The 22,472-nt window shown below is 59.5% G+C and carries 19 protein-coding genes; 12 read left to right on the forward strand and 7 right to left on the reverse strand.

Features of this window, described 5'->3' with window-relative positions; genetic code table 11:
- Positions 1-49: 49 nt before the first annotated feature.
- Positions 50-1,009 (reverse strand): TRAP transporter substrate-binding protein, encoded by a 960-nt coding sequence (locus CZ345_RS01860; RefSeq protein WP_420538681.1) that lies wholly within the window; start codon positions 1,007-1,009, stop codon positions 50-52.
- A 689-nt stretch (positions 1,010-1,698) separates the two neighbouring features.
- Here CZ345_RS01860 and CZ345_RS16445 point away from each other — a divergent pair.
- The 7 genes from CZ345_RS16445 (at position 1,699) to CZ345_RS01890 (ending at position 10,194) form a co-directional block, all read left to right on the forward strand.
- The gene (locus tag CZ345_RS16445; protein WP_144277203.1) at positions 1,699-1,941 is read left to right on the forward strand and encodes a hypothetical protein; all 243 of its coding nucleotides are present in this window, start codon (positions 1,699-1,701) and stop codon (positions 1,939-1,941) included.
- 64 nt (positions 1,942-2,005) lie between these two features.
- Positions 2,006-3,724 carry an FAD-dependent oxidoreductase gene (locus tag CZ345_RS01865; protein ID WP_077071502.1) on the forward strand — a complete coding sequence of 573 codons (1,719 nt, stop codon included), beginning with the start codon at positions 2,006-2,008 and terminating at the stop codon, positions 3,722-3,724.
- 332 nt (positions 3,725-4,056) lie between these two features.
- Positions 4,057-5,379 (forward strand): 3-deoxy-D-manno-octulosonic acid transferase, encoded by a 1,323-nt coding sequence (locus tag CZ345_RS01870; RefSeq protein ID WP_162274908.1) that lies wholly within the window; start codon positions 4,057-4,059, stop codon positions 5,377-5,379.
- A gap of 226 nt (positions 5,380-5,605) precedes the next feature.
- Positions 5,606-6,757 carry a tyrosine-type recombinase/integrase gene (locus CZ345_RS01875; protein WP_077071504.1) on the forward strand — a complete coding sequence of 384 codons (1,152 nt, stop codon included), beginning with the start codon at positions 5,606-5,608 and terminating at the stop codon, positions 6,755-6,757.
- Positions 6,758-6,930: 173 nt separating this feature from the next.
- The gene (gene galE, locus CZ345_RS01880) at positions 6,931-7,911 is read left to right on the forward strand and encodes a UDP-glucose 4-epimerase GalE (protein WP_077071505.1); all 981 of its coding nucleotides are present in this window, start codon (positions 6,931-6,933) and stop codon (positions 7,909-7,911) included.
- Positions 7,912-8,165: 254 nt separating this feature from the next.
- Entirely contained in the window at positions 8,166-8,519 is a 354-nt protein-coding gene (locus CZ345_RS01885; RefSeq protein WP_077071506.1) for a DVU3141 family protein, read from the forward strand.
- A gap of 61 nt (positions 8,520-8,580) precedes the next feature.
- Positions 8,581-10,194, forward strand: coding sequence for a polysaccharide biosynthesis/export family protein (locus CZ345_RS01890; protein WP_077071507.1), 1,614 nt, complete (start codon positions 8,581-8,583; stop codon positions 10,192-10,194).
- 101 nt (positions 10,195-10,295) lie between these two features.
- On the opposite strand, the gene CZ345_RS01895 is transcribed toward CZ345_RS01890, so the two are convergent.
- Positions 10,296-11,252 carry a glycosyltransferase family 8 protein gene (locus tag CZ345_RS01895; RefSeq protein ID WP_077071508.1) on the reverse strand — a complete coding sequence of 319 codons (957 nt, stop codon included), beginning with the start codon at positions 11,250-11,252 and terminating at the stop codon, positions 10,296-10,298.
- Positions 11,253-11,515: 263 nt separating this feature from the next.
- On the opposite strand from CZ345_RS01895, the gene CZ345_RS01900 reads away from it, so the two are divergent.
- From CZ345_RS01900 to lptB, 4 genes are read left to right on the forward strand one after another with little or no spacing between them, the layout of a single operon-like run.
- Positions 11,516-12,109 (forward strand): KdsC family phosphatase, encoded by a 594-nt coding sequence (locus tag CZ345_RS01900; RefSeq protein ID WP_083717076.1) that lies wholly within the window; start codon positions 11,516-11,518, stop codon positions 12,107-12,109.
- Positions 12,106-12,804, forward strand: a complete 699-nt coding sequence (lptC, locus tag CZ345_RS16450; protein WP_077071509.1) for an LPS export ABC transporter periplasmic protein LptC — start codon at positions 12,106-12,108, stop codon at positions 12,802-12,804. The genes CZ345_RS01900 and lptC overlap by 4 nt, the downstream gene beginning before the upstream one ends.
- On the forward strand, positions 12,801-13,334 hold the full coding sequence (lptA, locus tag CZ345_RS01910) for a lipopolysaccharide transport periplasmic protein LptA (RefSeq protein WP_077071510.1): 534 nt from the start codon (positions 12,801-12,803) through the stop codon (positions 13,332-13,334). Before lptC ends, lptA begins: the two co-directional genes overlap by 4 nt.
- On the forward strand, positions 13,334-14,062 hold the full coding sequence (lptB, locus tag CZ345_RS01915) for an LPS export ABC transporter ATP-binding protein (protein WP_077071511.1): 729 nt from the start codon (positions 13,334-13,336) through the stop codon (positions 14,060-14,062). Before lptA ends, lptB begins: the two co-directional genes overlap by 1 nt.
- Before the next feature lie 51 nt (positions 14,063-14,113).
- Here the strand turns inward: lptB and CZ345_RS01920 are convergent, their stop codons facing one another.
- From CZ345_RS01920 to CZ345_RS01935, 4 genes are all read right to left on the reverse strand, one after another.
- Entirely contained in the window at positions 14,114-14,623 is a 510-nt protein-coding gene (locus CZ345_RS01920; protein ID WP_083717077.1) for a DciA family protein, read from the reverse strand.
- Between the two features lie 260 nt (positions 14,624-14,883).
- Positions 14,884-16,419: a hydroxylamine reductase gene (hcp, locus tag CZ345_RS01925; protein WP_077071619.1), complete on the reverse strand. Its 1,536-nt coding sequence runs from the start codon at positions 16,417-16,419 to the stop codon at positions 14,884-14,886.
- A gap of 119 nt (positions 16,420-16,538) precedes the next feature.
- Positions 16,539-17,036: a CYTH domain-containing protein gene (locus tag CZ345_RS01930; protein ID WP_077071620.1), complete on the reverse strand. Its 498-nt coding sequence runs from the start codon at positions 17,034-17,036 to the stop codon at positions 16,539-16,541.
- Between the two features lie 155 nt (positions 17,037-17,191).
- Positions 17,192-18,898, reverse strand: coding sequence for a 30S ribosomal protein S1 (locus tag CZ345_RS01935; protein ID WP_077071512.1), 1,707 nt, complete (start codon positions 18,896-18,898; stop codon positions 17,192-17,194).
- Between the two features lie 216 nt (positions 18,899-19,114).
- On the opposite strand from CZ345_RS01935, the gene CZ345_RS01940 reads away from it, so the two are divergent.
- Positions 19,115-20,068 (forward strand): RluA family pseudouridine synthase, encoded by a 954-nt coding sequence (locus CZ345_RS01940; RefSeq protein WP_077071513.1) that lies wholly within the window; start codon positions 19,115-19,117, stop codon positions 20,066-20,068.
- Positions 20,069-20,141: 73 nt separating this feature from the next.
- Here the strand turns inward: CZ345_RS01940 and pbpC are convergent, their stop codons facing one another.
- Positions 20,142-22,454: a penicillin-binding protein 1C gene (pbpC, locus tag CZ345_RS01945; protein ID WP_077071514.1), complete on the reverse strand. Its 2,313-nt coding sequence runs from the start codon at positions 22,452-22,454 to the stop codon at positions 20,142-20,144.
- Between the last annotated feature and the right edge of the window lie 18 nt (positions 22,455-22,472).

Here is a 22,472-nt window from a genome sequence, read left to right on the forward strand (position 1 = left end):
CCTCAGAGAAGGGTATGAGGCGGGCGGACTGCTCCGCCCGCAGGCGGTATTACTTCTGGGTGTCGGCGATGAGCTTCAACAGGTCGGGGTCGATTTCCCCGGCGAACGTATCGCGCACGGGCTGGGTGAGTCTGTAGAGCTCGGACTTCTGTTCTTCGGTGAGCATGTGAATACTGATGCCCTTGTCGCGGAAGGCCTGCCAGGCGGCTTCTTCCAGTCTCATGGTTTCCGCCCGCTGCCAGTCGGTGGCCTCACGCGCGGCTTCCATGATGATGTTCTGCTGCTCCTGCGTCAGGCCGTCCCAGCGGGCCTTGTTCATGAGCAGGATGTGCATGGAGTAATTGTGCTCGGAGTTCATGGCATACTTGAGAATTTCCGTATGTTTGGCGTCGTTGAGCAGAGAGAAGGTATTGCCCTCGGCATCCACGGTACCCTGCTGAAGAGCGGTATAGGTTTCTCCCCAGGCCACGGGGGCGGGATTCATGCCGAGTTCCGTGGCCACGGCCACTTCCACGGGAGAATCGGTGGTACGCACCTTGAGATTCATGAGGGATTTGACGGAATCCAGCGGCTTGCCCGCGCTTACGAAATTCCTGTAGCCGTATTCGCTGAACATGATGGTCTTCAATCCGCAGCGTTCCGCCACCTTGTCCAGCGCCCTGCCGAGCTCGCCCTCATCCAGCGCCTTGTAGAGGTTCTGCTGATACCTGGGCGATGTCACATAGGGCAGATCGATCGCCATGTAATCCTTGGAAAAGCTGGCCAGATTGGGAGTAGAGCTCGAAGAAAGGTCAAGCGTGCCCGCCTGGGCGGCTTCCGTGGTCACACGGTCGGAACCGAGCTGGCAGTTGGGAAAAATCTGTATCCTTATCTTGCCGCCGGACTTGGCCTTCACCAGTTCCGCGAACTTCTCATACCCTACGGTGACATTGTTGCCCGGAGCCATGGGGTGCCCGAGGCGCAGGGTAAGGGGACGGGCGGCTTCTGCAGGACTGCTGGCGCCCATCATGCCGACAACGGCGACACCGCAAAGCAACGTGCGAAAAAGTTTCATGGCTTCTCCTTCTCGTTTGTATGGTTGGCCGGTTCATCCGACGTTTTTCCCTTATCCGCCGCATTCTTCCTTTTTGAGAGAAGAGGAACTTGTATAAAATGTTCCCGTGCGGCATTTTCCTGTAAGCAAGAAGCGTGCCATGATGAATTTTTATGAAAAATCATTTTTTTATTTATAAATAACAATAAGTTAAAAGACATCGCCGCAAAAAATGGGGCAAAGCCCCTTCACCTTTTGAAAAAGAGTTTTTTTCTGTAAAAAATTCAACTATATTAAATAATTATTCTATTTTGTGATTTTTATATTTTATTTTGCAGCCTTATGCTGATATGCATATTATGCGTATCGGCATAAGCTAGAAGGGCAAGCTATCATTATTCTATTGTATTTATTTATTTTTTTTACTAAAAATCTTCCGCCAACCTATGCATGTTCGCATAAGCATGGCCACAGGCACGCTTCTTTTTGCCTTCTCCTCAACCTGCCAGTTTCACATATGTTTTTCTCTTTTTTCCGCTTCGTCGCCTTCACTTTGTGAAGACTTGCTCCGCCATGACGCGTCTTCGCCGCCGAAAGACGGCATTGCACCCCTTTTTTCTCTTTGATAAAAAAAGAACTTGCCTTTTCTCAAAAGGAACAGGCTGTTGGAGACTCCCGGCCTCCCACCGGAGAAAAACGCGCTTCCCCGGCAGGAAAAAGAAGCTCTCCTGAATGTGAACCTTGCGCCCACAGCATTTAACAAAGAGATTTTCCGGCAGAAAAATACATATCAATATGCTGAATTAACTTTATTTATCCACTTTTCATCCTGCACGGCCGCAGCAAAAGAATTTGTGAAGAGCCCGCGGGCGTGCGTAATTATCTTGCCTTTTCCGACAACTTGCTGATAAAGTATCGGGCGATAGTTTTTTTGCTGCGAAACGAACCTTTATTCTCTGGAGGTTTTTACACATGGCTCCCAATATTCTCATCATCGGCGGCGTCGCCCTCGGCCCCAAGGCTGCCGCCCGCGCCAAGCGCCTCATGCCCGAAAGCAACATCACCATGATTGATCAGGGTACCTACATCTCCTACGGCGGCTGCGGCATTCCCTACTTCGTGGGCGGCGACGTGCCTCAGATGAACGGCCTGCGCACCACCAACGCCGGCGTCGTGCGCGACGAAGCCTTCTTCAAGGAACTCAAGGGCGTCAACGCCATCTGCCACATGCGTGCCCTTTCCATCAACCGCAAGGAAAAGACCGTTACCGTGGAAAATACGCAGACCGGCGAAAAGAGCGACATGCCCTACGACAAGCTGGTCATCGCCACGGGCAGCAGCCCCCGCATTCCTCCCATCCCCGGCACGGATCTGAAGAACGTCACCTCCGTGACCTGCCTTGAAGCAGCCAAGGCCATTCAGGAACAGTGCGCCGCCCGCCGCATCAACCACGCCGTCATCATCGGCGCCGGCTTCATCGGTCTGGAAATGGCCGTGGCTCTGGCCGACATGTGGGGCATCAAGGTCACCGTCATCGAAATGCTCAACCAGGTTCTGCCCGCGCAGCTGTGCTACAACTTCGGCCAGATCGCCAAGCACGACCTGGAAGAAATGGGCATCACCGTGCTCACCGGTGAAAGCGTGAAGGAACTCAAGGGCAAGGACGGAGCGGTCTGCCAGGTGGTGACCAACAAGCGCACCATCGACGCCGACGAAGTCATCTTCTCCATCGGCGTGACTCCCAACTCCAAGATCGCCGCCGACGCCGGCATCGCCTGCCATCCCCGCGGCGGCATCATGGTGAACACCCACATGCAGACCTCCGACCCCGACATCTACGCCGGCGGCGACGTGGTCGTGGTGCGCAACCTCATTTCCGGCGATCTTTCCTACCTGCCCCTCGGCTCCATGGCCAACAGGCAGGGCCGCGTCATCGGCACCAACCTCGCCGGCGGTCAGGCTACCTTCGAAGGCGTGGTGGGTTCCTGGTGCGTGAAGCTCAACAAGATGTATGCCTCCGGCGCCGGTCTTACCCTGCATCAGGCCCGCACCGCCGGCTTCGACGCCATTGAAGTGAGCATGGAAGGTTCCGACAAGGCCCACTTCTATCCCGGCCACACCAACACCAGCATCAACGTGGTGGTGGACAAGCAGTCCCGCCGCGTGCTGGGCATCCAGGGCATGAGCACCGACGGTTCCGCCGTGAAGGCCCGTACCGACGCTGTGGCCGCCATGCTTCAGGTGTCCCGTCCCACGCTGAACGATCTCTCCAACCTCGAAGTCTGCTACGCGCCGCCCTTCGCCTCCGCCATGGATGTGATCAACGCTGCCGGCAACGTGGCCGACAACGTCGTGAGCGGCTACCACAACGCCATCACTCCCGATGAATTCGTGGATCTGTGGGAAAAACGCGACGAAAACAACTACCTCTTCGTGGACATCCGTCCCGCCAAGGCCGGCAAGCCCATTGAAGAGCGCCATCCCGGCCAGTACCTCTCCCTGCCGCTGGAAGAGTTCAACGCCCGCGCGGCCAAGGAAATCCCCGCCGATCGTCCCGTGGCCCTCGTGTGCAACACCGGTACCCGCGCCTACGAAGCCCAGCTCAAGCTGCGCGCCATGGGCATTGAAACCGTGAACTCCTCCGGCGGCCACACCGCTCTGCGCAAGCGCGGCGACGAAGAGAAGTTCTGATCCCCCATCATCTCCCATAAGAAAAGGCGGGCCGCAAGGTCCGCCTTTTTTCGTGCCTGCTGCAGGCGCACATGGAAAAACGCCGCATCATACAAAGCTCCCCTTTCCGGCCGGAAGTTTCCCATCTTCCGCATCAGGAAACCTTCCGACCGGGAAAAAGCCCCGCGGAAGACGCCCTTTTTCTTACGGACCATGCATCCGATACGGCTCTGCCGTTTCCCAACCGGTTTTCGGAAAACTGCGCCGCCGTGCCCCTTTCCGTCTCCCTCCTCAAAGGCGGGAAGAACTTGCATCACTCAGACATCTATAGCATAGTGACCGGAGAGGATTTTATGTCAGTATCTCTTTTCCAACGTCCTTTCTTCCGCGCGTACCGTGCGCTCTGGAAGCTGGCGCGCCCTTTTCTGAAGCGCAGCCCGCGCCTTGCCGACGGCTGGAATGAACGCCTGGTTCCCGACGACTGGCTGGAAAAAGATGCCCCGCCCTCCGGCGGGCACGGCGTGGATATCTGGATTCAGGCCGCCTCAGGCGGCGAAGCACGCCTTGCCGTGGCCGTCTGCCGGAATCTCGGCGCCGATATCCCTCTGCGCGTCCTTGTGACCACCTGGACCAGACAGGGGCGCGACGTGCTGGAAGCGGCGCTTCCCTCCCTGCGGGAAAGTCATCCGCAGCTTACCATGCTCGTACGCTTTGCCCCCTTCGATGAGCCCGACATCGTGAGAAAAGCCGTATCTCTGGCTTCTCCCCGCCTCGTGGCCCTGCTGGAAACGGAACTGTGGCCGGCTCTCATGGCCGCCTGCCGGGAAAAATCCGTTCCCGTGCACGTCTTCAACGGGCGCATCAACAGTTCCACGGCACACTTCGGCAAGATATTCCCCGCTCTCATGGCCGATATCGCGCCTTCCTCCATCCATGCCGTCTCCCGCTACGACAAAAAGATGTTCGCCGACATCTTTCCCTGTCCGGCGGATGTCATGCCCAACATCAAGTTCGATCTTGCGGCGGACAATCTTTCCCTTCCGCTTTCCGAACATAGCTCCGCTCCGGGCGGCAGCGATCCCGTATTCCTGTTCGCCTCGGTACGCCAGTGCGAAGAAACGCGCATTCCCGGCCAGCTTTCCCGTCTGTACAGAGCCGTGCCCAATGCGGCCGTCATCATCGTGCCCCGGCATCTGCACCGTGTGGGTACCTGGAAAAGCGTGCTGGAAGACCTCGCCCTCATGCCTCTGCTCGCCTCGGAGCTTCCCCCCGGCCGCATTCTGCCGCGCAGGCGCGTGCTGATATGGGATCATTTCGGCGATCTGCCCGGGCTGTACGCCTCGGCGCGCGCCGTATTCGTGGGCGGCAGCTTCGGCCAGGGCGGGCAGAACTTCCTTGAGGCTCTCTCCGCAGGACGCGTGCCCTGCATAGGCCCTTCGGCCCACAACTTCCTCTGGGCCATGGGCACGGGGGATTCCTCCATGCCCTCCCTCGAGGAAGCGGGCCTTCTGCACGTGGCCCATACCCCCCGGGAAGTCATCGACATCATGATCAGGCAGGCCGCCTCCGCCCGAGACAGAGCAAGCGTCCGCCGCGAATTCCAGGCGTGGCTTGCTCCCCGGCAGGGAGGGGCGGCCCGCACCGCCCGTCTCATGGAGGAAGCGCTCCTTTCCTGACGCTTTCCGCACCGCGTTTCCGCTTGCCCGCATATTAAACTGACAGTATAAGACACTCATGCCGCAAACTGACATCATGGGAGAAATCATGTTGCATCCTTTCTTAAAACTGACAGTACGAAAAAGACCTTACCCCTCGTCGAAAAAATTTTGCGCCTGCTGAGGGCTGTTCGAAAAAATAACAAATTCTGCCACCTTATGGAACTGCAACCCATAGGAGGGCATCATGAATCAGTATCTGACCACCCATTTTGTCACGAACTGCATCGCCACTGATCCCGGCGAAGAAACCCGGTATGAGGATACCGACCTGTCCGGCTTCTGCCTGGAATTCACGCAGGAGCTGGGCTGGCACTTCAGCCTGCGGAAAAACATGGATGGGCACATGACCTCGTACTTTCTCGGAAGCGCGTCGCAGACCAGCACGCAGCAGAGCAGGCAGCGGGCCAAAATGCTTTCCTCCATGCTTTCGGCCTGGAATCCCCATGCCCGGGACAAAGGCCGCAATCTGTTCCAGGAATTTGTGAACACCCACTATCTTCCCTATGCCAAGGTCAAGAAAAGAAGCTGGCGACTGGACAAGCGGCTCATCGAACAGTACCTCTACCCCCGTTTCCGCAACCGCCCCATGGACAGCGTCGACACGGCGGACGTTCTGGCCTGGCAGGAACACATGCTGGAAACGGGGCTTTCGCAGGCTTCCTGCAACAGGGCCTATTCTCTGTTGAAAAGTCTGTTCAACTGCGCCATACGCTGGGAACTGCTGCCCGAGGGCAAAAATCCCTGCCGCCATGTGCGGGCGCTGTCCGAAGGCCCCTCCCGGGCATGTTACCTTTCGGAAAACGACGCCCGCAAGGTACTTCAGGAACTCGACCGCTGGCCCAACCCCACTACGGCGGCGGCCATCAAGCTTCTGCTGTTCACCGGGGCGCGCCGCAACGAAGTGCTTTCCGCCCAGTGGGGGCATGTGGATTTTTCCCTCCGCCTTCTCAAGGTACCGCTCTCCAAGTCGGGCAAAACCCGTTACATCCCCCTTTCCCACGAGGCTCTTTCCGTACTGAACAGCCTGCCCCGCAACGGCAAATGGATATTCCCGGGCGACGCCGAAGGACAGCGGCACATGAGTTCGCTCTTCTATGCATGGAACACCATACGGGGCAGGCTCGGGCTGAACAACGTGCGCCTGCACGATCTGCGCCATACCTTTGCAAGCCTGCTCATCAACTCCGGCCATTCCCTCTATGAGGTGCAGAAGATTCTCGGTCACCACGACCCGCGCATCACCATGCGTTACGCACACCTCGACACCGTCACCATCATACAGGCCGTGGACGACGTGGGCAGCCGCATAGGCACGGAAAAAAAACGCAAGGACTGACAAGGACTTTCAAGACGAACTGTTCCCGGCCGCCCGGCAGCGGGCGGCCCGTCCCGCAGAGTTCGAAACGAAAGCAGGCCGCAACGTTCCCCTTTTCTTTGATTTTCCTTCCCGCTATACTGCTTCCGAAACGCCGCCGCGCCCCGCGTCGGCCGACCACAGCGGAGTACGTCATGAACATTCTCGTCACCGGCGGAGCCGGCTATATCGGCAGCTGCACCAGCAAGGCTCTGGCCCATGCGGGGCACAACGTCACCGTATACGACAATCTTTCCACCGGACACCGCGATCTCGTGAAGTGGGGTCCTCTGTTTGAGGGGGATATTCTGGATGGAGAGCGCCTGCGCGCCTGCATGAAAAGCGTCCGCCCGGACGGCGTCATACACTTCGCGGCCTTTTCGCAGGTGGGCGAATCCGTACAGAACCCGGGCAAATACCTCCGCAACAACGTGGGGGGAACCCTGAGCCTGCTGGAAGCCATGCGCGACACCGGCGTGCGCAACATCGTGGTCTCAAGCTCCGCCGCGGTGTACGGCGTGCCCGGCGTCATGCCCATTACGGAGTCATGCCCGGCCGATCCCATCAATCCCTATGGGGAGACCAAACTTTTCATGGAACGCATGCTGGCCGACTTCGCCCGCGCTCACGGTATTTCCTGGACGGCGCTGCGCTACTTCAACGCCGCAGGGGGCGACCCCGATGGGGAAACCGGAGAACGCCATACGCCGGAAACCCACCTCATTCCCCGAGCCCTCATGGCTCTGGACGGCAAGCTCAACGATTTTCATGTGATGGGCGACGATTACCCCACGCCGGACGGAACGTGCATCCGCGACTACATTCATGTGCGCGATCTGGCCGCGGCCCATATCCGGGCCGTGGAACGCCTGGTCTCCTGCCGCGACGGCGAGGGCGAAGCCCTGAATCTCGGCACGGGCACCGGTCTTTCCGTAAAACAGATCCTGCACGCAGCAGAAAAGGTGACCGGGCGTACCCTGCCCTGCACCATGGGTCCCCGCCGTGCGGGAGACCCGCCCTGCCTCGTGGCCGACGCCTCCCGCGCTCTGGCCGTTCTCGGCTGGAAACCCGGGCACTCGGGTGTGGAGGAAATCATCCGCGACGCCTGGAACTGGTATCTGCGCGACAAAGACTGACGACGCCCTCTCCAGAGAACAGGCGGCCAATGCAAAAAATAAAAATCCCTTTGATATTATTGGAAATAAAATATTTTTCCAAACTGTTTCCAGCTTTTTGGCCTTGTGGTATTGAGCATCCGCAACAGGTTCCGTCTTTCCGGCACGGCCGAGACTGCGGCACGGCCGCCCCGCCCCCTCTGGACAGGGAAAGGGAAGCGGACATATATTCTTTTCGCGGAATTTCCGCGAAAATGCTCCCTAAGGATATTCCCATGCGCATCATTCCCGTCTTCACCGCCGCCCTCTGCCTTCTTCTGGGCGGCTGTCTTGCCAATCCCTTCGGCAGCGCCCCTGCGCCCGAAGCCTCCATGCCGGAAACGCCCCTCTCTCCCGTGGCCCAGTTCATTTCCATGAACAACAAGGGGGCGCAGGCCTCCATCGACGATCCCTCCTTCGGCGGTCTGGTGGATGTCATGGTCGAAGATTCCTTCACCTCCGCCACCGGGCGCGACTGCCGCAGGGCCGTGGTCAGCCGTCCTCCCCACGAAGCGGAAATCGTCGTTCTCTGCCGCCAGGGCGAAAGCTGGGAGCTCATGCCCCGCGTCTGGGGGCGCGGACTGGACTGATCCCCGTTTTCCCGCATAATTGCCCGTTTTTTCTTTCCAGCCTTCGGGCAGGAGTTCTGTTTTGCGCGTCTTCGTTCTTTTTCTTCTTCTGAGCCTTTCGCTCGTCTCTCAGGCCCCGGCCGCCGAAGCCACCAGCACGGCGACGGCCACCGCCACGGCCACCGCTACGGCGGTTTCCTCCTCGTCCTCTTCCTCTCAGGAAAATCTTCCCTTCGGCAGCAACCTGTTCCAGGGCAACTTCTCCTCCGGCAATGCGTCTGGAACCATACAGAGCGGCGACCGTATTCTCGTGCGCATGTGGGGAGGCCGTACCCTCGACGATGTGTTCACGGTTTCGCCGGACGGAACCTTGGATCTGCCCGAAATCGGCAGCATTCCCCTTGCGGGCCTGCCACGGAACGATGCCGCCCAGCTTCAGCAGTCCATCATCAGCAAACTGAATGTTTCCGGCATCAGCGACGTGCAGGTCTATGCCCGCCCTCTGGATACCCAGAACATTTCCGTGTTCGTCACCGGATTTGTGAATCACCCCGGAAGCTACGCGGGCATGGCCTCCGACAATGTTCTTTCCTTCCTCGACAAGGCGGGCGGCATCGACTCGCGGCGCGGCAGCTACCGTGACATCCGCGTGCTCAGGAATCAGCAGCCCATAGCCACGGCGGATCTCTACCCCTTCATTCTTTACGGCCGCATTCCCTCCATACGCTTTCAGGACGGCGATACCGTGGTCGTGGCGGAAAAGGGCCCCACGGTCACCGCAAGCGGGGAAGTACGCAACGCCGCCCGCTTCGAATTTGAAAAAGGCAAGATGACGGGCGAAGCTCTGGTGCGCCTGGCCGATCCCAACTCCCGCGCCTCCCATGTAAGCATTTCCGGCTTCAGAGACGGCGTGCCCTACAATCAGTACCTTTCCATCAAGGATTTCAACCGGCTGCGTCTTGCCAACGACGACCAGGTGCGTTTTCTGGCCGATACCACGGGCAGCACCATCATGGTGGAGGCACAGGGCGCCATTCTCGGTTCCTCCCGTTTCCCCGTACGGCGCAACGCGCGTCTTCAGGAAGTGTTGAGCTACATTTCCGTGGACCCGGACAGGGCAAACATCTCCGGCCTCTACATCAAGCGCATCAGCACGGCCAAGCAGCAGAAAAAGGCCATTGAAGACGCCCTGAACCGCCTGGAACACAACGCCTATACCGCCACCTCCTCCAGCAACGACGAGGCGCAGATCCGCGCCAAGGAAGCGGAAATGCTCTCCAGCTTCATCGACCGCGCCCGCAAGGTGGAACCGGAAGGCATCGTGGTGGTGGGCAGCGGCGGTAAAATCGCCGACATCGCGCTGGAAAACGGCGACGTCATCGTCATTCCCGAAAAAACGGACGTGGTCATGATCAGCGGCGAAGTCATCATGCCCCAGGCCGTGGTGTGGAACGAAAAGCGCGACATGGAAGACTACATCAGGAGCGCGGGCGGCTTCAGCAACAGGGCCGATACCTCCAACATCCTTGTGGTGCACCCCGACGGGGAAGTGACGCCCAAGGCGAAAAAGGTACTTCCCGGCGATCAGATACTCGTTCTGCCCCGCGTGGATTCCAAGAACATGCAGGCGGTGAAGGAAGTTTCCGAAATTCTCTATCAGGTGGCCGTGGCCTGCAAGGTCATCCTCGATCTGTAGCCTTCTCATGCCGCAGAACGGCAGCAAAAAAAGCCTTCGGTTTCCCGAAGGCTTTTTTTGTTCATGCCTTCCGCATCACGGCGGAAAGACCTGGAAACATGCTACCGCGCACCGCGCAGACGGGCCAGCCAGCGCAGGGATTCATGCCTGCGCCATATCCAGAGGAGCACGGGCCATATTCTGTCCTTCTTGTCGAACATGCGCTCTTCGATCATGGGCAGCGCCTCGTCGCGCCAGGGAGTTCTGATATAGTATTTCCAGTAGGCGAGCTGCGCGGGAAAGAACTTCTGCCACGGCTTGAGCGAGGGAAAATGCAGAATTCTGCCTTCCATTTCCTTCAGGCGCAGAAAACGCCGGTCAAAAAGGCAGAGCTCATAGTTGAACGAAGCGTCGACAAGCTTCAGCTTTTCCCTGTCGCCGGCGAGCATGTAATTGAGCAGATCCTGATCGAACACGGTAAAGGGCAGTCCGGCAAACATCTTCGCCCCCCGGCGGTAGGCCCGCCAGAACACGTTTTCTTCCTTCGACGCCTCGCGCAGCGCCTTCAGATTCATGAGGAGCACGCCGCTGTTGAAGTAACGGCTCTCCTCGATACCCAGCGCCCCGAGATAATACTTCTTCTTGCGGGCCGACCACACCCTTTCCGGGTCATGGGCGGCTATCATCCAGGCGTTGCCCAGCTCCATATTCCACAAATCCGCAATGTCGCGCTCAAAAATGATGTCGCAGTCGAAGTAGACGACCTTTTCCACCTCTTCGGGCAGCTGTTCGTGCAGGCACATGCGGAAGAGGCTGGCCTCGGTGTACATGCCCACGGTCTGCCCGGGGAACATATTCACGATGTCTCTGGGAACGTTCACCTGATCATAGAAGGTGATTTCATGATGGAAGGAAGCGCAAAGCTCTTCCAGAAAATGCCTGTACGGCCTGACGGACTCGTCGATGAGCGCGTGCACATGCACCTGTTCCGACGTGTTTTCAAAACAGGAAAGCAGCGCGCAGTACACCGTTTTGTACATGGTACCGGAATCATGAAAGCAGATGGCGCAATGAATCATACCGTTTTCCCTCAAAGAAACTGTGGTCGGACACGCTGCAGGCGCAACACGCCCTGCATACGATTCCGGGCAGAATAAAAAATATGGCAGACTCTGGCAAGATCCCCCGGCCGGACGATCGTGAGAAACACGGAATACGGCCGTTCCTGCGCGGCAGAAAAACGGCTTTCTTCATTTTTGACGGAACGGAAATTTCAGGCTATTTTCCTGTACGGAAGGGCCCTTCCGCCCTTTCCCACATCTGCCTGCCAAGCGAGAATACCATGCCCTCTCCTCTTGCTCCCTTTTCGAATATTCCCGGCACTCCCGCCCATGAGGACGTGCTTCAAGCGGCCGCGAAAGTCCGCTTTCTCGTGCTCGACGTCGACGGCGTATGCACCGACGGCAAACTGTACTTTCAGGAAAACGGACATCCCCTGAAATGCTTCAACTCCCAGGACGGCATCGGCATCAAGACCGCGCTGCGCGCTGGCATAGGCGTCGGCATCATCACGGGCAGAAACGATCCCTGCGTTCTGGCCAGAATGTCGCAGCTCGGCGTGAAGGACTATTACGCGGGCTTCGAATCCAAGCTGCCCAAGCTTGAGGACATACGGAAGAAATACGGCCTTGCCCGCGAAGAGATGGCCTACCTCGGCGACGACTGGATCGACCTTGATCCCATGCGCAGCGTGGGTATGCCCATGGCCGTGGCCAACGCCGTAACCCAGGTGAAGAAGGAAGCGCTCTACATCACCGCCGCCAGAGGCGGGGAAGGCGCCGTGCGCGAGGCCGTGGAATTTCTGCTCGCCGCCCGCATGGACGGCAGAAATCCCGCAGATCTGTGGACCGCCGCTACAGGACCGGCCAAGGTATGAACGATTCCCTGCGCAGAACCCTTGCCCTCATCGTTGCGGGCGCGGCCGTATGGGGCATCTGGTACGGCTGGCAGAGCTGGAAAACCCGCCAGGCGCTGGAAGCTCTGGAAAACGTGGTGCGCTCCGCCGACCTGAACAAGCTGCTTTCCGACCCGCCGGAAGAAGTGAAGAACACGGTGGATCTTGCCGTGCGCGGCATCATGCTTTCGCAGGGGCACGAAGGCCGCAAGAGCTTTGAACTCAACGCCGACTGGGCCACGCTGAACCAGGAATCCGGCGCCATTACCGTGCGTGACCCCGATATACGCTATATGCTGGAAAACGCCGAAGGCGGAGAGACTCGCATCATCCGCGCCACCTCGAATGTAGGTCGGGTGGAGGACGGCAACCAGAAGGTTTCCATGTCCGGCGAAGTACAGGCCACCTATGAGGAAAACGTACTCACGGGCGATCTTGCCGTCTTTCTCAACACCAGCCGCACCCTCACCTTTCCCGACGGCGCCGAACTTGCCGGACCGACGCTTTCCGGCACGTCGTCCCGCCTGGTATGGGATCTCAACACCAATGTCCTGACGGGCGAACAGGGCGTCTGCATGCGCTGGACGCCCTCCGACAGCGACACCTCCAACGGCGCAACCGGCGCCGATACCCCCGACGCCGCGCAAAAAGACGCGCAAAAGGAAAGTCAGTCATGAAAAAGGCACTTCTTTCTCTTCTCATCGTCGCGTTCTGCGCAACCTGCGCTGCTGCGGCTCCCATGCCCGGCGGGGACAGCAACCTTCCCGTGGACGTGACGGCCGACACCATGGTCTACAGCGCCGACAAGAACACCGTGGTCTTTCAGGGCAGGGTGGAAGCCGTGCGCGGCGAATTCAAAATGTGGTCGGAACTTCTGACGCTGTACCTCACGTCGAAAAACGACGCGGGCAAGGAGAAAAATTCCGCAGCGCCCGCCATGGAAGGGAGCGACCTCGACCGCATCGTGGCGGAAAAGAACGTGCGCTTCCAGAACGGAACGCAGACCGGCTCCGCACAGAAGGCCACCTACTATTCGGCAAAAAGCCTTCTCGTACTGGAAGGCAACCCCGTGCTGCATGACGGCGACAATTCCATCAAAGGCAATGTGATCCGCTACTACGTCAATGAAAACAGGAGCGTCGTGGAAGGCAGCCCCAGGCAGCGCGTCCATGCCGTATTCTCCTCCAACGACAAGAAGGGCAAGTAATGAGTTCCACGCTTTCCGCCGAACACCTGTGCAAGCGCTACGGGCAGAAGGAAGTCGTCCACGAAGTTTCCGTGTCCATGCGGCAGGGCGAAATCGTGGGTCTGCTCGGGCCCAACGGCGCGGGCAAGACCACGTCGTTCTACATGATCACCGGCATCATCAAACCCAGCGCGGGCAAGGTTCTTCTGGACGGGCAGGAAATAAGCACATGGCCTCTGTACCGCCGCGCCCGCGTGGGACTTTCCTACCTGCCGCAGGAAAGTTCCGTATTCCGCCGACTCACCGTGCGCCAGAACCTTCAGATCATTCTTGAGCATACCGGCCTCTCCCGTGCCCAGCAGAAAGAACGCGCCGATCAGCTCATGGAGGAATTCGGTCTCACCAGACTGGAAAAATCCTACGCCTCCTATCTTTCCGGCGGTGAACGCCGCCGCCTGGAAATAGCCCGCTGCCTCATCCGCGATCCGCTCTTCGTTCTGCTCGACGAACCCTTTGCCGGTATCGACCCCCTCGCCGTGGGCGATATTCAGGTGCTTATCCGGGGTCTCAAGGAACGCGGCATAGGCGTGCTCATTTCCGACCACAACGTGAGGGAAACACTCTCCATCTGCGACAGAGCCTACCTTATGTTTCAGGGCAACATCATCCTTTCCGGCACTCCCGATGAAATCGTGAACAACGCCCGGGCCCGCGAGGTCTATCTCGGCGAAGACTTCCATCTGAGCTGAAATATCCGCACTGCCTGCGAAAAAAGGCCCCTTCCTTCAGGAACGGGGCCTTTACTTTTTCTCTTTGTCGCCGTTGAACAGGCGCACATAGGCTTCATAACAGGCGGCCAGCGGCGAATCCGGGGGCAGCTTCAGCTGACCGAGGCGCGGAGGACGGGGCGGAGGCGGAAGACTCGGCGCCTCGGTGATGTCCACACGGCGCAGGGAATTTCTGCCCAGAAGAAGATGCAGCTCCACCTTGTGGAAGTACTCCTCATCCATGAAGGCGTTCACCCTTTCGAGAATTTCCGGCACGGCATAGGAAAGCTCCTGCATGGCGCAGGAATCGTCTCCACCCACAAGCAGAATATTCCCCCTGTGCCCCAGAGGATGGGCGAGCGGCGCAAGTTCCGTGCCCATGACGATGTCCCAGTTCTGCCAGAGCGCGGTCAGCATGTGATGACGGGCCTGCATGCCGTGGGAGGCAAGCCAGCCGTCCAGCCCGTCTCCGAGAAGGGTTGTCCTGCCGCTTCTGCGCGCAAGGTCGAAGCCTGCAAAGCGCCTGTGCTGTTTTTTCTCCATGCCCTTTTCCTGCCGAAAGCATCCGCCGTTCTTCGCTCCGTCCGGCATAAGAAACCGGAGAACGCCGCATACGAAAACGTCGTCCATGGGGCCCGTACTTTCTCTTTACGGCCTGCGGAGAGGAGATATTCTAGCGGATTTTCCCCATGACCGAAAGCCCCGCACAGAATGCGGGGCTTTCGGTCATGACAGATAAAAAAGGCCTCCCGGAACACGGAAAAGGCCGTATTCCGGGAGGCGGAGACAGGAACGTATGCAGATCACTTTCCGAGTATGGCGGCCAGATCCTCTTCCGGCGTGGAAACGGGCCGTATGCCGAATTCCTTCACCAGAAATTCCAGCACGGCCGGAGAAACGAAGGCGGGCAGAGACGGACCGAGGCGAATGTTCTTCACGCCGAGGTACAGCAGCGTGAGCAGAATGGCCACGGCCTTCTGTTCATACCAGGAAAGCACCAGCGTCAGCGGCAGATCGTTCACGCCGCAGCCGAAGGCCCCGGCCAGAGCGAGAGCCACCTGAATGGCTCCGTAGGCGTCGTTGCACTGGCCCATATCCAGAAGCCGCGGAATACCGCCTATCTCGCCGATATTCAGGTCGTTGAAGCGGAATTTGCCGCAGGCCAGGGTAAGCACCACGGTATCGGCGGGAGCCTTCTTCACGAATTCCGTATAGTAGTTGCGGCCGGGCCTTGCCCCGTCGCATCCGCCCACAAGAAAGAAATGCCGTATGGCGCCGGACTTTACGGCTTCCACGATGGTTCCCGCATGAGAAAGCACGGCCTCGCTGCCGAAGCCCGTGGTCACGCTCCCGCCGCCGTTGATGCCGGGGAAGGTGACATTCTCGGCATAACCGCCGAGTTCCCGAGCCTTTTCAATGACGGGAGAAAAATCCTTCTCCCCGTCGATATGGCGCATCCCGGGGTACTGCACCACGCCGGTCGTGAACACCCTGTCGGCATAGCTTTCCTTCACGGGCATGATGCAGTTGGTGGTGAAGAGCACCGGTGCGGGCACGGAAGCGAACTCCTTCTGCTGGTTCTGCCATGCGGTGCCGAAATGCCCCTTGAAATGCGGGTACTTCTTAAGTTCAGGGTAGGCATGGGCGGGCAGCATCTCCCCGTGGGTATAGACGCTGACTCCCGTGCCTTCGGTCTGTGCCAGCAGGAGAGCCAGATCGTGCAGGTCATGCCCGGTCACGATGATGAAGGGGCCCTTTTCCACCGTGCGCGACACAGTGACGGGAGAAGGCACGCCGTAGGTCCTGTTGGCCTTGTGCAGAAGTTCCATGCAGACGAGATTGATCCTGCCAGCCTCCATGACTGCGGCGAGGAGCTCTTCCTTCGTCGCTTCGGAAGCAATGAGGATCAGCCCCTTGTACAGAAAATCCGACACCTCATCGCTGGTCGAGCCGAGGGTGCGCGCATGGCCGGCATAGGCCGCTATACCCTTCAGGCCGAAAAGCAGCAGGGATTTCAGGCTTCGCTCATCCTCGCCGGCGTTCCACACGAGGCTGAGATCATACGCCTGCTTCGCACCGCTCTCCACACGCATCCGGCGCACCTTCTGCACCATGGCGGAAAGAGAAAGGTCGTCGAAATTCACATTGGTCAGCGTGCTGAACAGCGCGTTTTCCACAAGCTCGTCAAGTTCGGGCGTACGCACGGCCACGCGGGCCAGCGCCGCAAGTTCGCCCACCAGCACATCCTGAAGATGCGCCGTTTCCGGCTTCTTGCCGCACACGCCGCTTACGGTGCAGCCCGTGCCTTTCGCCGTCTGTTCGCACTGAAAACAAAACATTTCGCCCATGGCATCCTCCACGGTATCATCGAGAACAGTTTCTGAAGCTTCCACCCTAGGAAGCTTTACACGGAAAAACTGTGTCCACGATCACATCATGCCATGGTTCGCCCCGCCCCTCAGCTATTTTTTCCTTCCTTCTCCTCCTGGTTCCAGGCCGTATAGGGCAGACGGGAAAGTTCCACATTGAGATAACGGGAAACCTTGCTCACTTCCTCCCCCAGCCACGGAGGTCGGGAAAACGCCTGATCTTCGGCATCCAGCTCGATTTCCGCCACGATGAGTCCCCTGTTCGCCCCCAGAAACTCATCCACTTCCCACACGCTGCCCTCATACTCGAAGGTGTGGCGCAGCTTTTCAATGATTTCCCCGGGAGCAAGCCCGTCGAGAAGCGCCTGCGCCTCCTCCAGAGGGATATCATATTCAAATTCGCTGCGGGCAATGCCCTCGCCGCGGTATTTTATGGTAAGATACCCCTTCTCCCCGGCCACCCGCACGCGTACCGTTCTGTCCTGCGTGCGGGCGATGTAGCCCTGCCGGTACAGCACGCCGTCGCCGAGGCCGCGCCATCCGTCTCCCGTGACCAGAAACTTACGCTCTATTTCCTGCTGCTTCATGGCACCTCCGAGGGCCTGCGCCCTTTCCTTCAGAGTGTGTCGGCGGCCTTTCGCGCCGGGTGCGGAATATTCCGCCATTTTTCTACTCATAGCCTAAAAAAAGCGGGGCGGAAAGCTGTGCTTTCCGCCCCGCGTACATCAAAGAGAATCAGAAACTAGTCGTTGAACTTCTGCTTGAGAAGGTCGCCCAGCGTCTGGCTGATGCTGTTGTCGCCGGAATGATAATCCTTGGGCTTGCGACGTTCTTCGTCGTCCTTGATCTGCTTGATGGAGAGACCGAGGCGGCGTTCGTCGGCGGACACATGGATGATCTTGGCCTGCACGGTGTCGCCTTCCTTGTAGAGTTCGGAAGGAGACTTCACCTTCTTGCCGAGTTCGGTCACATGGATGAGGCCTTCGATGCCTTCTTCCACTTCCACGAACAGGCCGAAGTCGGTCACGTTGGTCACGGTGCCGGTGATGATGTTGCCCACGGGATAGCGGGCGGGCACGCTGCTCCAAGGATCTTCGGTGAGCTGCTTCATGCCGAGGGTGAACTTTTCGTTCTCCTGATCCACGGTGAGCACCTTGGCCTGCACCACGTCGCCGACCTTGTAGAGTTCGCCGGGATGACGCAGCTTCTTGGTCCAAGAGATGTCGGACACATGGATGAGGCCGTCGATGCCGTCTTCAATACCGATGAACATGCCGAATTCGGTGATGTTCTTGATGACGCCTTCAATGACGGTGCCTTCGGGGAAGCGTTCGCCCACGAGTTCCCAGGGATTGGGCTTGACCTGCTTCATACCGAGGGAGATGCGCTTCTTTTCGCTGTCCACGCCGAGGATGACCACCTCGACCTCATCACCCTGATGCACCATCTGGGAAGGATGACGCAGCTTGCGGGTCCAGGACATTTCGGAAATGTGCACAAGGCCTTCCACGCCGGGTTCGAGTTCCACGAACACGCCGTAGTCCACAAGGTTGGTCACCTTGCCGGTGTGATGGGAGCCTTCGGGGAAGCGGGCGGTGATGTCCTGCCAGGGATCGGGCACGAGCTGCTTCAGGCCGAGAGAAACCTTCTGGTTTTCCTTGTCGAAGGAAAGAACCTTGAGTTCCAGTTCCTGGCCCAGGGAGACCATTTCGCGAGGATGGCGGATGCGCTTCCAGGACATGTCGGTGATGTGCAGCAGACCGTCGAGACCGCCGAGGTCGACGAACACGCCGTATTCGGTGATGTTCTTGGCCTTGCCCTTGACGATCTGGCCTTCGGCCAGGGTCTGGAGCAGAGCGCTGCGCTTGGTGTCGCGTTCTTCTTCAAGCAGCACGCGGCGGGAAACGATGACGTTGCTGCGGCGGCGGTTGATCTTGAGAACGCGGAATTCGTACTGCTGATTGACGAGGGCGTCCATGTCCGGAACAGGACGGAGGTCGACATGAGAACCGGGCAGGAAGGCTTCCACGCCGCCGAGATCGACGGTGTAGCCGCCCTTGATGCGGCGGGTGATGGTGCCGGTGATGACGCCGTTCTTTTCCAGAACTTCTTCAAGCTGATCAAACAGCTGCATACGCTTGGCCTTGTCGAACGAAAGGGTGATGGTACCGTCCATTTCGTTCTTGCGGGCAACGTACACATCGACGCGATCGCCGACCTTGACCGTTATATTGCCCTGAGCGTCCCGAAATTCTTCAGCGGGGATCTGGCCTTCGGACTTGAAGTTCACGTCCACAAGCACAGTGTCGTCGTCCACGCGCACGACTTCACCCTTGACGATGGAACCTTCTTCAAGGTCGCCCATGTCGGGGTTGAGATAGTCTTCGAGCGCGCTCGCGAAGCTCATTTCGGAATCGATCTGGTTTTCCATGTTTTCGGCAGTTGCCATACGGATCCTCCAACCTAACAAACAGAATTCTGCCCTCATCGGGCAGGTCTCTCTACATAGCAGGAATGCCATGGATACACAAGTCGTTTCTTTCGCCTTTCCGGGAAAATGCCCTTTTTTCCGTATCCGTGCAATCTGGACGCAACAGAGGAAAACTTTTATGCTTCTTCGGCGCACGGCGCATGAAACGCGCTGCGAAAGGACCTTTCAACACCCATGGAACACAGTAAAAATACAGGGACTCTCCTCGTCAGCAGGGCGGAAGCGGGGCAGAAGCTGCTCAACTTTCTTCAGCGCCGCATAAACGCCCCCTCAAGCGACTTCCACCGCTGGATACGCACCGGTCAGGTGCGCGTCAACGGAGGCCGGGCCAAGGCCTTCGACCGCCTGAACGAAGGCGATGCCGTGCGCGTGCCTCCCTTTGCGGAGCCTCTTCCCGCTGGAAGCGCGAAATCGGACATGCCCCACGCTCCTGAAGCGCCCCGGGGTGGGCGACTCGACATCGTGTTCGAAAACGAAGACGTGATCGTCATCGCCAAGCCAGCGGGGCTTCCCGTGCAGGGCGGCACCGGGCACAGCGACAGCATCGCCTCGCGCCTTGCCGGAGAACGCGCCCGCGCCGATTTCGTGCCCGCCCCCGTACACCGGCTGGACAAGGACACGTCGGGCCTGCTCGTGGCGGGCAAGACCTATGCCGCCGTGCGTCTTCTCACCGATGCCCTCGCCGGGCGCGGAGGAAAAGCGCCGCGCAAGGAATACCTGGCATGGACGGAGGGCGCATGGCCCTATGGCGAAACGCGGGAACTCTCCGACTATCTGGCAAAGGATGAAAAGGCAAAACATATGCGCGCCGCCTCCCGGGGCGAGGCGGAGGCCAGAGAGGCCCGCTGCGTGGTCACCCCTCTTGAAAAAAGGCGCATACACGGCCGTGAGCATACCCTTGTGCTGGTGCGCCTTCTTACGGGCAGGACCCATCAGATACGGGTACAGCTCGCCCTGCGCGGCCACCCCATCGCCGGGGACCCCTGGTATGGAGAATCCTCCCGCGAAGGACTGAAGCTGCATGCCTTCCGGCTGGAACTGCCTCTGCCCGGAGGAAGCAGCCGCAGCTTTGAACTCCTGCCCCCGTGGAAGGGGGAATGGAAGGTCTCCCTCCTGAAAAACAGGTAAGACGACCGGGACCTCCTTCCGACGCTCCTTCTTTTTTCAAGGAAAAGCCCCTCTGTTCGTGCCGTCCGAACGCTCAGGGCAGGGTTTTCACCATCAGTTTCCTGCCGGAGGCCCGCCCTCTGTCGTCCACGACACGCAGCTCATGCACGCCGTCCTGCGGACGCCAGAACAGCGGCTTTCCGGGCGTGGAACGGCCGAGAAAGCGATCCTTCACAAACCAGAACAGAGCGCCCGCATCGGCGTCGGCATCGGCAATGAGGGCGATGTCGCTTCTCTCCGGGGAAGAGAGGCTGCGCTGATAGACCACGCCTTCCTTGGGGGAAAGAATACGCGGCGGCATGCCCGGCACGGCTTCCTGCCCGCAGCCCGGGCCGAAGGGCGGCGGCGGAGGCTTCACCACTCCCGCGCGCAGAAACTGCGCCCGCAGATCCGAAGGCCAGAACTCCCACACCTTTTCCTCGGTACGGCCGGGCACGGCCTCGCAGACGCGAAGTCCCGTTTCCCTGTCGATGAGAATGATGCGGAATACTCCCGAGGACCGCGTAGGCGACCTGCCGGGGATATACCATGTTTCCGTCACCTCCCCGCACAGAGAGGTATCAAGGTCTCCCGTGGCCGCGCATACCTTCTCCCGCGTGATGTTCAGCCCTTCCTGCAGGCGAGGGATGAGATCGGTCATGGAAGCGTCGAGGGAGGCGAGCGCCTGAGCGATATCGGTGAACAGAGGGGCGGCCACCTCTCCGCCCACCAGCAGAGGATTCTGCGTATTGTCGAAATTCCCCGCCCAGACCACCAGCACATAAGGCCCCACCACACCCGCGGTCCATGCGTCGCGGAAGCCGTTGGACGTTCCGGTCTTGAAGCGCAGCGGCACAGGGCCGGAGCCGGTACGCACGAAGTGCACGCCGTCTTCCAGCATACGCAGCGCCACGACGGCCGCCTCCGGGGAAAGCAGCGGCACGGCGCTCTTCAGCTCCTGCCCGGCAAAAAGCCGTATCTGCCGCCATACGCCCTTGTTGGCCAGCATGGCGTACAGCCCGCCGAGTTCGCGCATGGTCACTTCCGCCCCGCCGAGCACCAGACTCAGCCCGTAATGTTCTTCATCAAAGGGCAGTTCCACCCCCGCGCGGCGCAAAAACCCGTACAGGCCGGGCCGCAGCTCCGAGGCCAGCGTAATGGCGGGAATGTTGCGGCTTGCGCGCAGCGCCTCCTGCGCGGGCAGCGGACCGCGGAAAACGCGGTCGAAATTCTCAGGATCGTAGCCGCCGAAGCTGCGCGGGGAATCGGCAAGCAGCGTCTGCGGATGAATGAGCCCCTGATCCAGCGCCATGGCGTAGATGAAGGGTTTGAGCGTGGAGCCGGGCGAACGCCTCGCCCGCGTGCCGTCCACCTGACCGGAAATGTCGGCGCGGAAGAAATCCGCCGAACCAGCCAGAGCCCGCACTTCCATGGTCGGCCAGTGAATGAGCAGCGCGGAAGCATTGTCGAGTCCGTAGCGCCTGCCCCGTGCGGCAAATCCCGTCAGCGCCCGTTCCAGAACCGCCTGCGCGTTTCTGTCCACAAAAGTGCGTACCGGCGCGCCTTCCCGGGACAGGGACAACAGTTCGCCGGAAAGATGCGGCGCGGCAAAAGGCAGCGCCGAAGGGGCGTACACACGAAGAGGAGCCTCACCTCCCGACAGGGAAAAACGCACGGGCCTTTCCGCGTCAGTACCGCCCGCCTTCATGACCAGGTCATGCATTCTCCGGCGGGCCGCATCGAAATCCGGCCCGCCCAGCGGGTTGCGCCGCACGGGATTCTGCGGCACGGCGGTCAGGGCCAGGGCCTGCGCGCGGGTAAGATCGCCGGGCCGCACATGAAAATACACCCGCGCGGCCGCGCCTATGCCTTCCACATTGCCGCCGTAGGGCGCAAGGTTGAAGTATGCCTCAAGAATCCTGCTCTTGTCGTAATGGTATTCGTACTGCAGGGCGCGGGCCATCTGCACCAGTTTGCCGCCCACGCTCTGCGTGGACAGCCCGAGGCGGAGGCGGGCCACCTGCATGGTGATGGTGGAGCCGCCCATACGGCGGGAACCCGCCAGCATGGAAAGGGCCGAACGCAGCAGGGAAAAAGGGTTCACCCCGAAATGACGGTAAAAATACCGGTCTTCATAAAAAAGCGCCGCCTGCACGGCCTCGGGCGAGACCTCATGCAGACGCACGCGCAGACGGTACTTTTCATCGGAGGTAAGGCCCATGCGCATAAGTTCGCCCCCGCCGTCCAGCACCAGAGGAGAAAACTCCACGCCTTCCAGAAGCGGCGGCTTCGGACTCAGGGCAAGCCAGAGCCAGAAAAACGCCGCAGAAAGAAGAACCGCCGCAGAAAAAATCCGCAGTATGCGCAATCCACCCTCCCGACGCCA

It is taken from the genome of Mailhella massiliensis, assembly GCF_900155525.1.
GTDB lineage: Bacteria > Desulfobacterota > Desulfovibrionia > Desulfovibrionales > Desulfovibrionaceae > Mailhella > Mailhella massiliensis.

What these genes read in the sequence shown, in the direction of transcription:
- CZ345_RS01860 (WP_420538681.1), bottom strand. Translation starts at nt 1,009, where the DNA reads ATGATGGGCGCCAGCAGTCCTGCAGAAGCCGCCCGTCCCCTTACCCTG.
- CZ345_RS01865 (WP_077071502.1), top strand. Translation starts at nt 2,006, where the DNA reads ATGGCTCCCAATATTCTCATCATCGGCGGCGTCGCCCTCGGCCCCAAG.
- CZ345_RS01870 (WP_162274908.1), top strand. Translation starts at nt 4,057, where the DNA reads ATGTCAGTATCTCTTTTCCAACGTCCTTTCTTCCGCGCGTACCGTGCG.
- CZ345_RS01875 (WP_077071504.1), top strand. Translation starts at nt 5,606, where the DNA reads ATGAATCAGTATCTGACCACCCATTTTGTCACGAACTGCATCGCCACT.
- galE (WP_077071505.1), top strand. Translation starts at nt 6,931, where the DNA reads ATGAACATTCTCGTCACCGGCGGAGCCGGCTATATCGGCAGCTGCACC.
- CZ345_RS01885 (WP_077071506.1), top strand. Translation starts at nt 8,166, where the DNA reads ATGCGCATCATTCCCGTCTTCACCGCCGCCCTCTGCCTTCTTCTGGGC.
- CZ345_RS01895 (WP_077071508.1), bottom strand. Translation starts at nt 11,252, where the DNA reads ATGATTCATTGCGCCATCTGCTTTCATGATTCCGGTACCATGTACAAA.
- CZ345_RS01900 (WP_083717076.1), top strand. Translation starts at nt 11,516, where the DNA reads ATGCCCTCTCCTCTTGCTCCCTTTTCGAATATTCCCGGCACTCCCGCC.
- lptC (WP_077071509.1), top strand. Translation starts at nt 12,106, where the DNA reads ATGAACGATTCCCTGCGCAGAACCCTTGCCCTCATCGTTGCGGGCGCG.
- lptA (WP_077071510.1), top strand. Translation starts at nt 12,801, where the DNA reads ATGAAAAAGGCACTTCTTTCTCTTCTCATCGTCGCGTTCTGCGCAACC.
- lptB (WP_077071511.1), top strand. Translation starts at nt 13,334, where the DNA reads ATGAGTTCCACGCTTTCCGCCGAACACCTGTGCAAGCGCTACGGGCAG.
- CZ345_RS01920 (WP_083717077.1), bottom strand. Translation starts at nt 14,623, where the DNA reads ATGGAGAAAAAACAGCACAGGCGCTTTGCAGGCTTCGACCTTGCGCGC.
- hcp (WP_077071619.1), bottom strand. Translation starts at nt 16,419, where the DNA reads ATGTTTTGTTTTCAGTGCGAACAGACGGCGAAAGGCACGGGCTGCACC.
- CZ345_RS01930 (WP_077071620.1), bottom strand. Translation starts at nt 17,036, where the DNA reads ATGAAGCAGCAGGAAATAGAGCGTAAGTTTCTGGTCACGGGAGACGGA.
- CZ345_RS01935 (WP_077071512.1), bottom strand. Translation starts at nt 18,898, where the DNA reads ATGGCAACTGCCGAAAACATGGAAAACCAGATCGATTCCGAAATGAGC.
- CZ345_RS01940 (WP_077071513.1), top strand. Translation starts at nt 19,115, where the DNA reads ATGGAACACAGTAAAAATACAGGGACTCTCCTCGTCAGCAGGGCGGAA.